Annotated in this window: 8 protein-coding genes and 2 pseudogenes; 2 read left to right on the plus strand and 8 right to left on the minus strand. The window is 70.6% G+C overall.

The genetic code is table 11. The features are described from left to right. Positions 1–100 precede the first annotated feature (100 nt). A complete protein-coding gene (locus tag V4Y03_RS02480) occupies positions 101–439 on the plus strand; it encodes a thioredoxin family protein (protein WP_317873726.1) in 339 nt (112 codons plus the stop codon). Positions 440–528: 89 nt separating this feature from the next. On the opposite strand, the gene V4Y03_RS02485 is transcribed toward V4Y03_RS02480, so the two are convergent. The 3 genes from V4Y03_RS02485 to V4Y03_RS02495 all read right to left on the minus strand — a co-directional run bounded on the left by V4Y03_RS02485 (position 529) and on the right by V4Y03_RS02495 (position 4891). After that, entirely contained in the window at positions 529–2613 is a 2085-nt protein-coding gene (locus V4Y03_RS02485) for an ATP-binding SpoIIE family protein phosphatase (protein WP_332433840.1), read from the minus strand. 387 nt (positions 2614–3000) lie between these two features. Continuing rightward, complete coding sequence (locus V4Y03_RS02490) at positions 3001–3429, minus strand: MmyB family transcriptional regulator (RefSeq protein ID WP_332433841.1); 429 nt, start codon at positions 3427–3429, stop codon at positions 3001–3003. A gap of 151 nt (positions 3430–3580) precedes the next feature. Further along, the gene (locus V4Y03_RS02495; RefSeq protein WP_332433842.1) at positions 3581–4891 is read right to left on the minus strand and encodes a hypothetical protein; all 1311 of its coding nucleotides are present in this window, start codon (positions 4889–4891) and stop codon (positions 3581–3583) included. A gap of 921 nt (positions 4892–5812) precedes the next feature. Between V4Y03_RS02495 and V4Y03_RS02500 the strand changes: the two genes are divergently transcribed. Continuing rightward, positions 5813–7150 carry a DUF1254 domain-containing protein gene (locus V4Y03_RS02500; RefSeq protein ID WP_332433843.1) on the plus strand — a complete coding sequence of 446 codons (1338 nt, stop codon included), beginning with the start codon at positions 5813–5815 and terminating at the stop codon, positions 7148–7150. A gap of 325 nt (positions 7151–7475) precedes the next feature. Here V4Y03_RS02500 and V4Y03_RS02505 read toward each other — a convergent pair. The 5 genes and pseudogenes from V4Y03_RS02505 to V4Y03_RS02525 all read right to left on the minus strand — a co-directional run. Then, positions 7476–7763 (minus strand): annotated as a pseudogene (locus V4Y03_RS02505) (transposase); the annotation flags it as partial. After that, positions 7700–7903: pseudogene (locus V4Y03_RS33830) on the minus strand (hypothetical protein); the annotation flags it as partial. The pseudogenes V4Y03_RS02505 and V4Y03_RS33830, both read right to left, overlap by 64 nt. Then, positions 7897–8763, minus strand: coding sequence for an NAD-dependent epimerase/dehydratase family protein (locus tag V4Y03_RS02515; RefSeq protein ID WP_332433844.1), 867 nt, complete (start codon positions 8761–8763; stop codon positions 7897–7899). The gene V4Y03_RS02515 and the pseudogene V4Y03_RS33830, both read right to left, overlap by 7 nt. A gap of 4 nt (positions 8764–8767) precedes the next feature. Next, complete coding sequence (locus tag V4Y03_RS02520; RefSeq protein ID WP_332433845.1) at positions 8768–10999, minus strand: FAD-dependent oxidoreductase; 2232 nt, start codon at positions 10997–10999, stop codon at positions 8768–8770. Next, positions 10996–13308 carry a hypothetical protein gene (locus V4Y03_RS02525; protein WP_332433846.1) on the minus strand — a complete coding sequence of 771 codons (2313 nt, stop codon included), beginning with the start codon at positions 13306–13308 and terminating at the stop codon, positions 10996–10998. The genes V4Y03_RS02520 and V4Y03_RS02525 overlap by 4 nt, the downstream gene beginning before the upstream one ends. Between the last annotated feature and the right edge of the window lie 13 nt (positions 13309–13321).

A 13321-nucleotide genomic window follows, 5' to 3' on the forward strand; every position in this document is an offset into this window, starting at 1 on the left:
CAGGCCCTGGGAGAACCAGCTCGCGCGGTGCGGGTTTCGTGCTCGTTCCACGCGAGGGATCATGGGGCTGGAACGACGGAACACGAGGTCAGGAGCATTCATGGCGAAGCGGGTTCACCAGCCCCGAGAGGACGCGGAGTTCGACTTCGTCCTCAGGATGAGCGGAGTGCCGGTCCTCGCGTACTTCACCGGGACCTGGCCCAAGGCGATCGAGAACTGCCGGGCCATGGACCTCGTCGTGGGTGGCATCGCCGACGAGTACGCGGACCGCCTGACGGTCGTCCGTACCGACATCACGCGCTGCCCGGCCGCGACCGAGCGGTACGGGGTCACCGGAGCCCCCTCCTACGTCCTGTTGAAGGACGGAGAGGCGGTGGCGCACGGCACGGGGGTCATGACGACCGTCGAGGTCCGGGAGTTGCTGGACGGCCACCTCTGAGGGCGTACTGAGCCATCGGTACGGCCCCTCTGAGGCGTACGGATTCCATCGGAGCACCACACCCCCCTCGGCACCGCATGCCCGGTGGGTCACGTGGGAGCGCCGGGAAGCGCCTGCTGCGACCACACCGTCTTGCCCCGGGCCGCGTAGCGCGTGCCCCAGCGGTGACTGAGGCTCATCACCAGGTACAGACCGCGCCCGCCCTCGTCGGTGTCGCGGGCGCGCCGCATGTGCGGCGAGGTGCTGCTGCCGTCGGTGACCTCGCAGGTCAGGTACCGGTCCCGGATGAGGCGGAGCCGCACCGGCCCGTTTCCGTAGCGGATGGCGTTGGTGACCAGTTCGCTGACGATCAGTTCGGTCTCGAAGGCGAGGTCCCTCAGCCCCCAGGCCGCAAGCTGGCGTTCGGTGAGGGCGCGGGCGGTGGAGACCACCGAGGGGTCGGCCGGGAGGTCCCATTGGGCGACCTGGTCCTCGGTGAGCCCGTGGGTGCGGGCCAGCAGCAGGACGGTGTCGTCCTCGGCGTGCTCGTCGGCCAGTGCGTAGGCGACCGCGTCGACCGTCTCCGACAGCGCCCGGTCCGGGTACGCGAGGACCCGCCGGAGCGTGTCCTTGGCGTCGTCACGGCCCCCGAGCAGTCCGTCGGTGTAGAGGCAGAGGACCGCGCCGTCGTCGAGGTCGCAGAAGACCGTCTCGTACGTGCCGTGGCCCGTGCCGAGCGGAGGACCCGCATCGATCCCCACGGTCGTCACCTCGCCCGCCGGCGAGACGAGCAGAGGGGCGCGGTGCCCGGCGGACGCGAGGGAGAACCGGAGCGTGACGGGGTCGTAGACCGCGTACGCGCAGGTGGCGACCGCCGTGCCGGTGCCGGTGCCGGTGCCGTCTCCGTGCCCGTCACCGTCGGCGCCCTCCCGGGCGAGCCGGGCGGCGATCTCGTCGAGGTGCGTCAGCACTTCGTCCGGCTCCAGGTCCAGATCGGCGAGTGTGCGCAGCGCGGTACGGAGCCGTCCCATGGTGGCCGCCGTCTCGATGCCGTGTCCGGTGACGTCTCCGACGACGAGGCCGACCCTGGCCCCGGACAGTTCGATCACGTCGAACCAGTCCCCGCCGGCCGTCAAGGGCAGGTACAGGTGAGCCGTCTCGACGGTCGTCAGCCGGGGAGTGCGGCTCGGCCGCAGATGCCGCTGGAGGGCGGTGGCCGTGTTCCGCTCGCGCGCGTAGCTGGAGGCGTGGTCGATACCGAGGGCGGCCCGTGAGGCGACCTGGGCGGCGAGGTCGAGGTCCTGTCGCGTGTACGGCTGGGTCCGCTCCGAGCGGTACAGCGTGACGACTCCGAGCACCGCCTCGGGTACGGCGAGGGGGACGGTCATCACCGAGTGGACCCCGGCGGCGGCGAGGGCGCGGGCGTGCTCGGACATCTCGGGGGGCCAGGTGCCCGCCGCGTCCAGCCGTGCCACCAGGCGTGGCGTGCCGTCTTCGAGGGTCCTGGTGAACGGGGTGGCGAACGGGAGCGTCTCCAGGACCGTGTCCCTTTCCTCGGGGCGCGCCCCGGGTCCGGCCAGGAAGGCCGTTCTGCGCAACGGCTGCCCGGCGTCCACCGGGCCGGGGCGGCGCCGCTCGCCGCGCAGTACGGCGTCCACGATGTGTACGGTCACGGCGTCGGCGAGGGCCGGTACCAGCACCTCGGCCAGTTCACGCGCGGTGACCGTGGCATCCAGCGTCGTGCCGATCCGGCGGTGCGCGTCGTGGAGGAGGTCCAGCCTGGCGCGGGCGGCCTCGCGCTCGGTCACGTCCTCGACCGCCATCACGACCCCGGGTCGCCCGTCGGCGGCTTCCTCCACGCGGAACAGCGAGACCGACACCGCCATCTCCCGATCCGGCCGGCCGACGGGGCTGCCCTTCACGGTGTGGTGGATCACGGAGTGGCCCGTGCGCAGCGTCTCCCCCGCGAGGACGACGAGTTCGGTCGTGTCGAAGCCGGTGTCGACCTCAGCGAAGGTACGTCCGATCACCTCTTCCGCCGAGATGCCGCTGAGGCCGCGGGGACTGGCGTTGTAGCGGCGCACGCGCAACCGCTCGTCGAAGAGGAAGAGGCCCAGCGGGGACTGCGTGAACAGGGCTTCCAGCACGGCGGAGTCCGGCCCCTCCCCACGCCCCTCGGTATCGGCTCCACCCACCGGTGTACCTCCCGTCCCGCGACAAGTGCACCATAAGCGCCATTGGCGAAGATATGCCAACGGGAGCCTCCGTACCGGCCGACTGGAGCCTCCGCCCCGACCAACGGGACACGGACGGACCCGGCCGACTGGACACGGACGGATCCTTCCGCGTGGCTGTCCTCGGACCCCTCCTACCCCTGCACCCATGCCGCGACCCGGGCCGCCATGAATCCGTGGCGGGACCTCGCCGCGGGCGAGAGGGGCCGCGCGCAGGCGTGTGGGTTCACCCTGACGGTCAGTGCCGTCGTGGCGGATGCGCACGTCGTGGGCGGGCCACATGGTGCGGAAGTCGGGGCCGAAGGTGGACGGTTCGCCGACCAGCTCGCGCAGGGCGCGGTCATGGGGCTAGCGGCCCGCCTCGGAGCACAGCAGCGCGACGGTGGCGGCGGCGCCGGAGTCCCAGTCGACGAAGAAGTCCCGGGAGCCGCCGTCGGGGAAGTGGTCGCGGGCGAAGGTGGGCCGACCGCGCTTGTCGGTGGTGGGGCTGTCAAACATCGGCGCGTGCAGGGCCCGGCCGAGCGCGTTGTGGGCGATGACGTCCAGGCGGCCGTTGCGTACGAAGGCGGCGGACATCGTGATCGAGTCGAGCAGCCGGTGGACGCGGGGCGGGACCTCGACGTCCCGGCGGCGGGACGGCGGGCGGGCCGGGCGGCCCGACCCAGGTCGAACAGGTAGGTGCGCTCGTCCTCGTCCAGCTGCAGCGCGTCGGCGACCGCGGCGAGCACCTCGTCGGACACGCCGCTGATGTGGCCCTTCTCCAGCCGGGTGTACCACTCGGTGCTCACGCCGGCGAGGACGGCGACCTCCTCGCGCCCCCGGGACCCGGCGCCGGCCGCTGGTGGGCAGCCCGGCCTGCTCCGGGGTGCTCTTGGCGCGGCGGGCCGGCGGGCCCGCGCCTGCCGTGCGATCGCGCCTCGGCCTGCGTCTACGCGGGCAGCGCGGGGAACACGACCACCGAGCCGTCCTCGTAGCGCGCGATCTCAATCGCCACGTCCGTCGTGCGGCTGTTGACGGTGACGCCCTCGCCCAGCTTGTGAATCCGGTGTGCCGCGCTCATGAGGCGATCGACTTCACCGGTCGTGAAGACGGGTCGCAAACCGTTCGGGCGGGCCAGCTCAAGTGCCGACAGGCGTACCAGGACATCGGCGATGCTCGATTCCCGTTCGTCGAGGCGCTGCTGATCGCGGCTGAGAGCGCGGGTGAAGTTCTCGAACGGATTGCCGGGCTCGCTCTGGGCGTGGTCGACGGCCTGAAGGACGACCACTCGCCGCATCAGCGCGATGGCCAGGGAAGCGAGTTCGAGGTGGGTGCGGAACATGCCGCCCTGGTCATCGACGCCGGGGAACGACTTGGTCAACGTACTGAGTTCGACGGCCTCGCCCTCGGACAGTCTGTCAAGTGCGCTCTGCCAGCGGGCAAGGCGGCGGTCGGTTCTGCTCAGCGCCGTATTGATGGCATGCACCGCCGAGTCGAGTCCCAGCGAGACACCGATCCTGCCCTGGTCGAGCAGAATGGCGGTGGCCTTGTCGATGGCGTTGCGGCAGGCGTCGAGTTCGCTGAGCTCGTCGTCGAGCTTGTCCTCATGAAGTTGCTCGAGCAGTCCCGTGATGTGTTCGATGGCCTGCTGGCGCTTGTGGTCGGCGTGCGCGCTCACCCCCACCGCCACGGCCATCAGCACGAGCGGAGCGGCCACGGTGAGCGCGGTGCCGCCGACGGCCGCGGCACCGGCGGTCACACCGGCCCCGCCGACCGTGCCCGCCGCTGCCGCTCCCCCGACCGGCACGAACCGCGCTTGGGCGGCGATCGTGCCCGTCGAGTTCACGAGCCCACCGAAGATGCCACCGGCACCCCCCTTGGACACCATCGGGCGAACGAGGCCCTGCCCGAACTGGGCGGCGACCTTCGCCGGAACCACCATGCGATACAGGCTCTCGCCGGAAGTGGTCGCTCTGGCCACCGTGAGGGAACTTCGCGCCGATTGCGTGACGATCTGGGAGAGGTGCTGCGCCAGGGGACTCACGACGTCGAGCGGAATGCCGCGGCCTCGGTCGATCTTGTCGGGCAGCGGATGCACCTCAAGTGTGACGATCGGCTCGTCGGCCAGGACGGCCAGCACTCCGCGCAGTTCAGCCAGACGCTCAGCCGTCATGGACTCGCCCGCGGTCAGCCCTGCCATTCGGACATCAGCGGTTGCCAGCGTCCACACGGGCACAGTCGTCTTGCGGTCGTCAGTCATCGTCCCCCCAGGTTCTCCGCCAGGAGAATACGCCTGACGTCACACACGAACGGCGCATGGTCGCCATCGGCGGATCACACCGCCCCTGGCGTCCGCCGCCGGACACCGGAGCGTTCCGGAACCGGGTCGACCTCCTCGCATGCCGGCAGCCGAAGTGCTCCCGTCTCCGCGTCTCCACCCACCCGTCCAGCTCCTCCGAATGCCGCGGCACCCGACTCCCGTGCCGGCCCGACACCAGCCTTTCCCAGGCACTGGTGATCACGGCGTACGACGCGATGCGCAGGGCGACGTTCCCCGTCGGCCGAACAGGCTCCGTGGAGCCCGGCCCGGCGCGAGGCGTACGCGAACGACCGGGACAGCCCTGACACCCTGACTGCCGTCACTGCGGCTTCCGACCGCTCCAAGAGGGTCAAGTACTCTGCCGTCGACACCGCCATGCCGACGACTCCAGGCGATGATGCTGGCGGGACAGGAGCCCGTCGAGGTACGGGCGGCCCGCGTCGTGCTGAAGCGGGACACGGAGGCTCCCACTCGGCGATTTCTACGCGCCGCCGGACCTCGCACCACGGAACCGGGCCTGGTCGCCCGACTGACGGGTGAACTGCACGACCTGCTCACCTTGCCCCTGAAGGAGGACCGGCTCGTACTCGCCCTCGCCGAACTCGGCATGGAGGTGGCCCCCCTGCCCCCTACACCTCCGGCGCCTGGATGAGCGAGCCGGCCGCCCGGCTGCGTGCCTGAGGGGTGTCTTGTGGACAAGGCGGGCGTCCGGGAGGGAAGGGGCGGCCTGCTGCGGCCGAAGCGGGTCCGGCCGGCGTGGCACGGGCCGGGCCCGGCGCCGCCCCGTGGCGCGGTGGCGGGGCTCGGCCGACGGGGTGAGGATGGCGACGACGGGCAGTCCCCCACGAAGGCGGTGCGCGCATGACGGAAGATCTCGAACAGCTTGCGACCGAGGCGTACGTCTACGGCTTCCCGCTGGTCTTCGACCTCGAGCAGGTGTCCCGCTTCGTCCAGGACGGGATGTCCGCGCTGCCCGCGGCCCCGTTCAACGTCCTCAGTCACGCCAGCGCGCTGGCCGGGCCCCGGGACACCTTCGTCAGCGTCAACAACGACACCGTCTACTCCTTGGCCCAGCTGGATCTCAGCGGAGGGCCGCTGCTGCTGCGGGTGCCGGACACGGCCGGGCGCTATTACGTGATGCAGTTCGTCGACGCCTGGACGAACAACTTCGCCTACCTGGGGCGACGGGCCACCGGCACCGGAGCGGGCGCCTTCCTGCTGACCGGACCCGGCTGGACCGGCGACGTTACCGACGGAATCCGGCAGATTTCCGCCCCGACCTCGGTGGCCACGATCGTGGGCCGCTGGGCCTGCGCGGGGCCCGACGACGTCGCCGCCGTACGGGCCCTGCAGCAGGCCACGACCCTGGAGCCGTTCGGCGCACCCGGTCCCGTGGACGGTCTGCCCGTGCCGGACGCCGGCGTGGACGAGGACCTGCGGTTCTTCGAAGAGCTTCGCGTGTGGATGCGGGCCTTCCCTCCGTCGCCCACCGACCTCGCGTACCAGCAGCGCTTCGCACCTCTGGGGCTGCTCGAACCCTCCACGCCCTACGCCGAGCCCGACGACGCCCTGGCGCGGGCGCTGCGGGCGGGGCTCCAGGCCGGCCGGAGACTTGTGGAAGGCGGACTGATGGGCGGAGCGCACGCGCCGGGGACCGGCTGGGAACTCAACATCCACGCCTTCGACTACAACCGCGACTTCTTCGAGGTCGGCACCCTGGACGACCCGCAGTGGATCATCAAGGACGACGAGGCCGCCCACCTGCAGCGCGCCGGCGCCGCCCGCGCCGGTCTGTGGGGCAACCACGGCTACGAGGCCGCCTACGCCATCGTCCACAAAGACGGGGACGGACACCCTCTGGACGGCAGGAAGGCGTACACCCTGCGCTTCGACTCTCCGCCCCCGGTGGACGCCTTCTGGTCGCTGACCATGTACGACACCCCGGACTACTACCTCGTCGAGAACCCGATCGACCGCTACTCCATCGGCGACCGCACCCCCGGCCTCCACTACGCCGACGACGGCGCCCTGACCCTGTACCTCCAGCCCGACCGGCCCGTCACCCCCGAGGCGGCGGCAAACTGGCTGCCTACTCCGTCAGGAGCCTTCCGTCCCATCCTGCGTATGTACCAGCCGCGGCCCGAAGTCCTCGACGGCACGTACGACCCGCCGCCGATCACCGGCGCTTCCCCTGCCTGAGCCGACTACTAGCCGGTCAGATCCGCTGCTGGCCACGGCGGACGGACCGCACGAGATGCTGACCCTGTGGTGATTCAGGGCAACCGGGTGCTTCACGTGCGCTATCGGGTGCGCCGTTGACCGATCTGAGCGGGTACGCGAAGAAGTTCGCTGCGAACGGTGACACGAGATCGGGCCTCCGGCTGCGTCTGCGCATCGCTGTCGCTGGTCGGGCAGCCGACGCCGTTCCGGCCCAGCACCCCGTCTGCGGCAACTTCAACTCAAGATCACTGGTTGCCGGTTTCCGTCGTATCTTGGCCGACCCCCAGCAGGAGCAAGCCGGTAGACCGTCCATCGCGACGATCTCCACGGCCTCGCGCCACCGCCTGGGCGCGCTGGATGAGCCAGGCCTTGAACGCGGCCTTGGAGCGGCCCGGGATCATGTCCAGCAGCCTCGCCGGACCCGTACCGGCGTGAGATCGATGATCACGGTGCCGCACTTGTCCCTGCGGCGGGTGTGGCGCCACACCTGCCCACACCCGGTGCACCGGTACCGGCGGATCGTCACCGGCAGGGTGGCCGGTCGCCGGCCCAGCGGCTCGCGCGCCAGCCCCCGAGCCGGTCGCGGACCAGGTGCTCGAACGCGGCTAAGTGGTCCACGAGCCAGCTCAGGTAGAACAGCCCCTGGTTGATCACACCCGGGTCCGTGCCGCGCTTGTTCTCGACCTCGCGGCATAAATCGGAAGTGGGGACCTCAAGGTGTCGCTTCAGCAAGAAGCGACACCCTCGCGGTCGACAAGATTCCTGGCCGTGAACCCCAGGAGTCTGCGCGCCGCCGAGGTGTCGACCGGGGCTGCGCGGCCCGGCAGCGGGCCGCGCAGCACGGTGCCGGGGTGGTAGCGGCGCAGCAGTTCCTCCGTCGGGTACGGGACGATGATCTCGGGGGCGCAGAGGTGCACCGCGTGCGCGCCGCTGCCACGCACGTCCAGCGCGAGCAGTGCCGCTCTCGCCGCGTCGTGGACCTCTAGGTACGTCCACAGGTCCCTGGCGCCGGCGGCCGGGTCGGCCGTGAGCCGGGCGGCGTGCGCGAGCAGCCGTTCCTCGAAGCCGCCCACGTACGGATAGCGCAGGCACACCACGCTCATGCCGTGCCGTCGCGCCATCATCCCCGCGGTCAGCTCGTCGACCTGCTTGGACAGGCCGTAGGCGTCGGCGACCTGGGAGTCCATCGCCTCGTCGACCGGAACGTACGGCGGATGCGGATTCTCGGCCGCCGTCCAGGGCAGACCGGTGACGCCCCACGAGCTCGCCAGTGCCACGTGCCGGATCCCGGCCCGACCGGCCTCCTCCAGCACGGTGAAGGTGGTCAGGCTGTTGGCCGTGAAGACCTCACGTGCGCTGTTGCGTTCGGGAGTTGGGATCGCGGCCAGGTGGACGACCGCGTCGGCGCCGTCGATGGCCGCCTGTACGGTCTTCGGGTCGGCCGCGTCACCGGTGACGACCAGGCGTGCCGCGAGATCACCGGGATCGTCGAGAACCAGAGCGTTCGCCTCGGTCCCACGCTCGGCGAGCAGTGCGAGGACGGCTCGCCCGATGCGCCCGGCGGCCCCGGTGACCAGCACTCTCCTGACCATCGCGTCACTCCCCCGCCGCGTAGGCGCGTACGGCGACGAGGTGCGCCGAGTCCGTGCCGTTGGTGGCTTCGACGACGATCCGGATCGCCGATGTGGTGACCGGACCGGCCAGTGCGTGCGTGACGCGGCGCCGTCGGTTCTGTGCCGCGCGCGCGATCACGCGCCAGGTGCCGTCCGCGTCCCGCGCCTCGACGCGGTAGTCGCACAGGAGGGTGGGGAGGGTGTCGAAGGGGGTGCGGTGGTGGTGGAGGTTGATCAGGTCCTCGTTGACGTCGTCGTCGGCGATGACCTCGATACGGCCCAGGGTGACCGGTTCGGGCCAGGTCAGCGAGAGCCAGGGCGAGGGATCGTCCGCCAGGGGTGCGGAGACCCACATGTGCGGTCCCGCGTACGGGCGGGCGTAGCCGTCGACGGCCTTGGCCGGGGCGTACGCCGCCGTCTCCCCCGCACGGAAGCAGAAGGTACGGCGCAGCAGACCGGCGTCCGTCCACTCGCGCAGCAGCTGTGGGGATTCGTCCTGGGGACGCAACGGGACACGTGTGAAGCACAGGACGCCGGGGGTCGGCCGGTCGGCGCGGTGCAGGGCGATCGCGTCATTCGCGCGGATGACGAGGAAGGCGTTGCGCGGGGTGTCCGGGGACCAGTCCAGGCCGGTCTTGAGCCATTGTCGGCGGCCGGCGGCGACCGGCAGGGTGGTGGAGGTGACGAGGCGGCGCGGGACGTAGTTCTGGCCGAGTTCGGGGTCGTACAGGTCGATCACGAGCTCGGTCTCGCGGTCGGCGTCGACGAGGAGTTCAAGGCCGGTGAGGTCCGGGTCGACGGGGAGAACGAGTCCCGCGTCAGCCGTGAGCGGCCACAGTTCGTCGGAGTCTTCAACTGCCAGGCAGGACAAGGCAGATGATGCGGTTGCGGTTGCCCGCTGCGCCTGGTCCTCCGGGTCCGTCGAAGCCAGCCCGATGAGCGAGGCGTCCTGACGCAGCAGCACCCGGTGCAGCTCGGGTACGGAAAGTTCGCGCGGCGCGACCTCCTCGGCAGCGCACAGCGCCGCCGCCGTGCCCGCCGCCTGCCCGATCGTGGCGCAGGTCGCCATGACCCGGGTCGAGCCGAACGCGACATGGCTGGCGGAGATGTTCCGCCCGGCGAACAGCAGGTTCTCGGTGTTCACCGAGTACAGGCTGCGGTACGGGATGTGGTAGATCCCGTCCGCGTAGAGCTGCCGGGCCCCCGACTCGGTGGCGTACATACCCTGCGGCGGATGCAGATCGATCGACCAGCCTCCGAAGGCAACCTGGTCGGCGAACTCCGTCTGCCCGAGAATGTCCCCCTGGTGCAGCACGTAGTCACCGAGAAACCGCCGGTACTCCCGCTTCCCGGGCACCGACCCCACCCACTCCAGCGTCATGTTCGCCGCGTCGAACTCGCCCGAATTCTTGATGTGGTCCCAGATCCCGTAGATCACCGACCACAGCTCGTCCCGGATCCGCTCGTTGTCGTGCACCGTGTCCAGCTCTCCGCCGAACTCGATCCACCAGTACGCACACCCGTTGTCCCCCGCCTTGATGATCCGCCGCTGCGGGATGGAGGTGGTGCTGATGTCCTTGGCGAAGTCCGGGGGCACGAACTTCACCGGTCGCCCGGCGTCCTTCGTGTAGAAGAGCAGCGTGGAGCCGAGAGTGATGCCGTCGGCCGACTCCGGGGCCCACGCCTCCTCGAATTCGTTACGCGCCTCCCGGCCGATGCGGTGGTGGGCGCCGGCGAGGTGGCCGATCAGGCCGTCTCCCGTGCAGTCCAGGAAGACGGGGCTCTCGAAGCGGATCCGGCGCTCGGAGCCCATCATCCAGCCGGTGGCCGAGGTGATCCGCCGCGCGTCGTCCGGGCCCTCGGCCTCGACCTCGCGCACATCGGTGTTGAGGTAGAGCGTGATGCCGGGCTCGGCACGTACCGCGTCCAGGACCACGGCGTCCCAGTAGTACGGGTTCCCGTCCGGGTTGCGGTACTGGTTCTCCACGAGCAGCTCGCCCATGATGCCGCCCTCGCGGGCGTTGTGGTTCTTGCCGTGGCCGGTCGCGCCGCATACCCAGACGCGGACCTCGCTGCTCGAATTGCCGCCGAGGACCGGCCTGTTGTTGATCAGTGCGACGGTCCGACCGAGGCGGGCCGCGGCGATGGCCGCGCAGACCCCGGCCAGGCCGCCGCCGACGACGGTGATGTCGTGCCGTGCGGTTTCGTTCCTCATGCGGTACGTCCCCTGCTTCCGGGCTTGCGGTCGGGATCGGCCGCGAGGCCGTAGTAGATGCGCGGGGCGCCGTCGACGGTGAGTGCGATCTTGCCGCCGGAGGCCTTCAGGGAGCGTTCCTGGCCGATGCAGTTGAGCTCGCGCACGGTGCCGGCGGCCGCTTGGGCCACGACCTCGGTCCTGGTCGTCCAGGTGTCGACCCAGGGCTCCGGCGACGCGTACCAAGGATCCTCACCGTGTTCGGAGTTGAGGATGTAGCCGTCCTTGCGGCTCCAGATGATCGAGATCGGGCCGTCGGGGGTGGTGAAGAGCAGGCCCTTGATGTCCTGGTCCTCGAAGGCCAGATGGCGGACGAATTCGGCCTGGTCCAGGACCCTGGCGGCGGTCGCGAAGGCGAGCAGCGACGGCTTGGCGCTGGTGTCGCGGTTCATCAGGCCGTAGTGGTACTCGGGGTTGGCCGGGTCGGCCTCCTGCGGGTGGTGGATGATCGAGTCGTGCAGCTGGTACCAGTTGACGGAGCGCACGTTCTCCGACTTGGCGAGGGCGAGCGAGAGCAGCGTGTTCTCGGCGGCGTGCCGGTAGGTGTCGCCCCACCAGACGTTGGGGCGGGTGGGCGCGTACGCCTCGGTGAGCCAGAGTTCCTTGTCACCGCCGTATTCCGCCATGACCTGCCGCGCCTTGCGCAGGGCGCCGAGGAAGTTCCAGTACGTGCCGGACGAGCCCTGGGTCCACTCCTCCGGCGGCGGTGCGAAGTCGGGTGTGAAGTTGCCGCGGCCGGGGTGGAAGGCGAAGACGTCGATGAGGTCCCAGCCGCCCGCGTCGTGGAAGTTCTTGGTCCAGATGTGGTCCATGCCGCCGAGGCCGGCGTTCATGACCTTCATCGTGGAGCCGGCTGCGGCGAGGCGGGTGGTGACCTGGCGCAGGCCGTCGCGGACGTAGGCGTCGGCGCCACGGCCGGACATCCAGGGCTGGTTGACCTCGTTGCTGACCTCGAAGTACGCGGCGTCGGCGGCGATGGCCTTGGCGACGTTGGTGTCGGCCCAGGCGGCGATCTGCTCGGGGCTGCCACCTACGGGGATGCCACTGAGCTGCACGTTGTGGCCGATGCCGTTGGCGTCCAGGGTCGCGATGTCGATGCCGGGGGCGCCCGCGTAGGCGATCCGGATCCACTTGATGCCGAGCGTCTTGACCAGGCCGAGTACGGCATCCTTGCTGGGCTGGAGCAGCCAGGGGTAGTTGGCGAGGCCGAACATCGACTCCTTTCCGGCCTGGTAAGTGAACTCCGGGAGCACGCTCAGATTGGTGCGGGCGATTGCCCGGTCAGCGCCGCTGACCGCCTCCACTCCGGTGAACACGATGTTCTGCGAGGGAGAGGTCAGAGGGAAGGAGGCATTCCAGGCGGCGCCCGCCGCGAGGTCCTTGCAGAGGGTCCCGCCGCCGATCTTCTTGCCGCCGAAGTCCCGTGCCCACCAGGTCAGGGTCACCTTCCGGGCCGCTCCCGACCCGTTGACGACCTGCGCCTTGAGCGTCATCGTCTGCCCGGCCGACTTGTAGAGGTTGAACGGCTGGTCGGTCCACACCTCCACGCCGAGCGGTCGCTTGGCTGCGATCGTTCCCGCCGCGCGCGGCCGCAGGTCGCCGAGGACCAGATCGGCCTGGGTGACGGCGGTGCTCGCGCCGGTCGAGGTGCCGGGCGCATGGATCCATGTGGCGTTCGTACTGGCGGGGTTGGTGGAGGAAAGGCAGAAGAAGCCCTTCGCTCCCTCCCACGTCTCGACGTACGTACCGCCCGCGTTCACCTCGTACGGGATGCCGCCCCGGGCGTCCCGCTCCCAGACGGTCAGCGCTTCGTACGACTCCGGCGCGCTCGCCCCGTACACCGTGCGGGAGAACTGGAAGCCGGACGGGGTGAGCGTGCTGGAGCCCGCGACCTCCCACTTCAGGTGCGCCTTGCGCGCGGTGACGTCGAAGGTGCCGCGCACGGTGACTCCGGGCGCGCTGCTCCCCATCGTGTACGTGACCTGGATCGCGGGCCGTCCGTCGGGGAGTGTGATCAGGGCGGGGCTGCCGCCGAAGGTGCGCTGCTGGCCGAGTGCGGTGTCCTTGATCATGAAGTGGCTGAGGAGGATGCGGTCGGTTCCCGCACCGTCCTGGACGAGGACGCTGCCGTCGCTGCGGCCGACCAGTCTGATGCCGTCGGCCTCGACGGTGACCGGGTCGGCGGCTGCGTACGCGGGAACGTTCGGCAGGAGTGCGGCGCCGGCGGCGAGGGCCGTGCCCTGGATGAGTCTGCGTCGGGCGACTGACATGGAGGTGCCCTTC

It is taken from the genome of Streptomyces sp. P9-A4 (assembly GCF_036634195.1).
Lineage (GTDB): Bacteria > Actinomycetota > Actinomycetes > Streptomycetales > Streptomycetaceae > Streptomyces.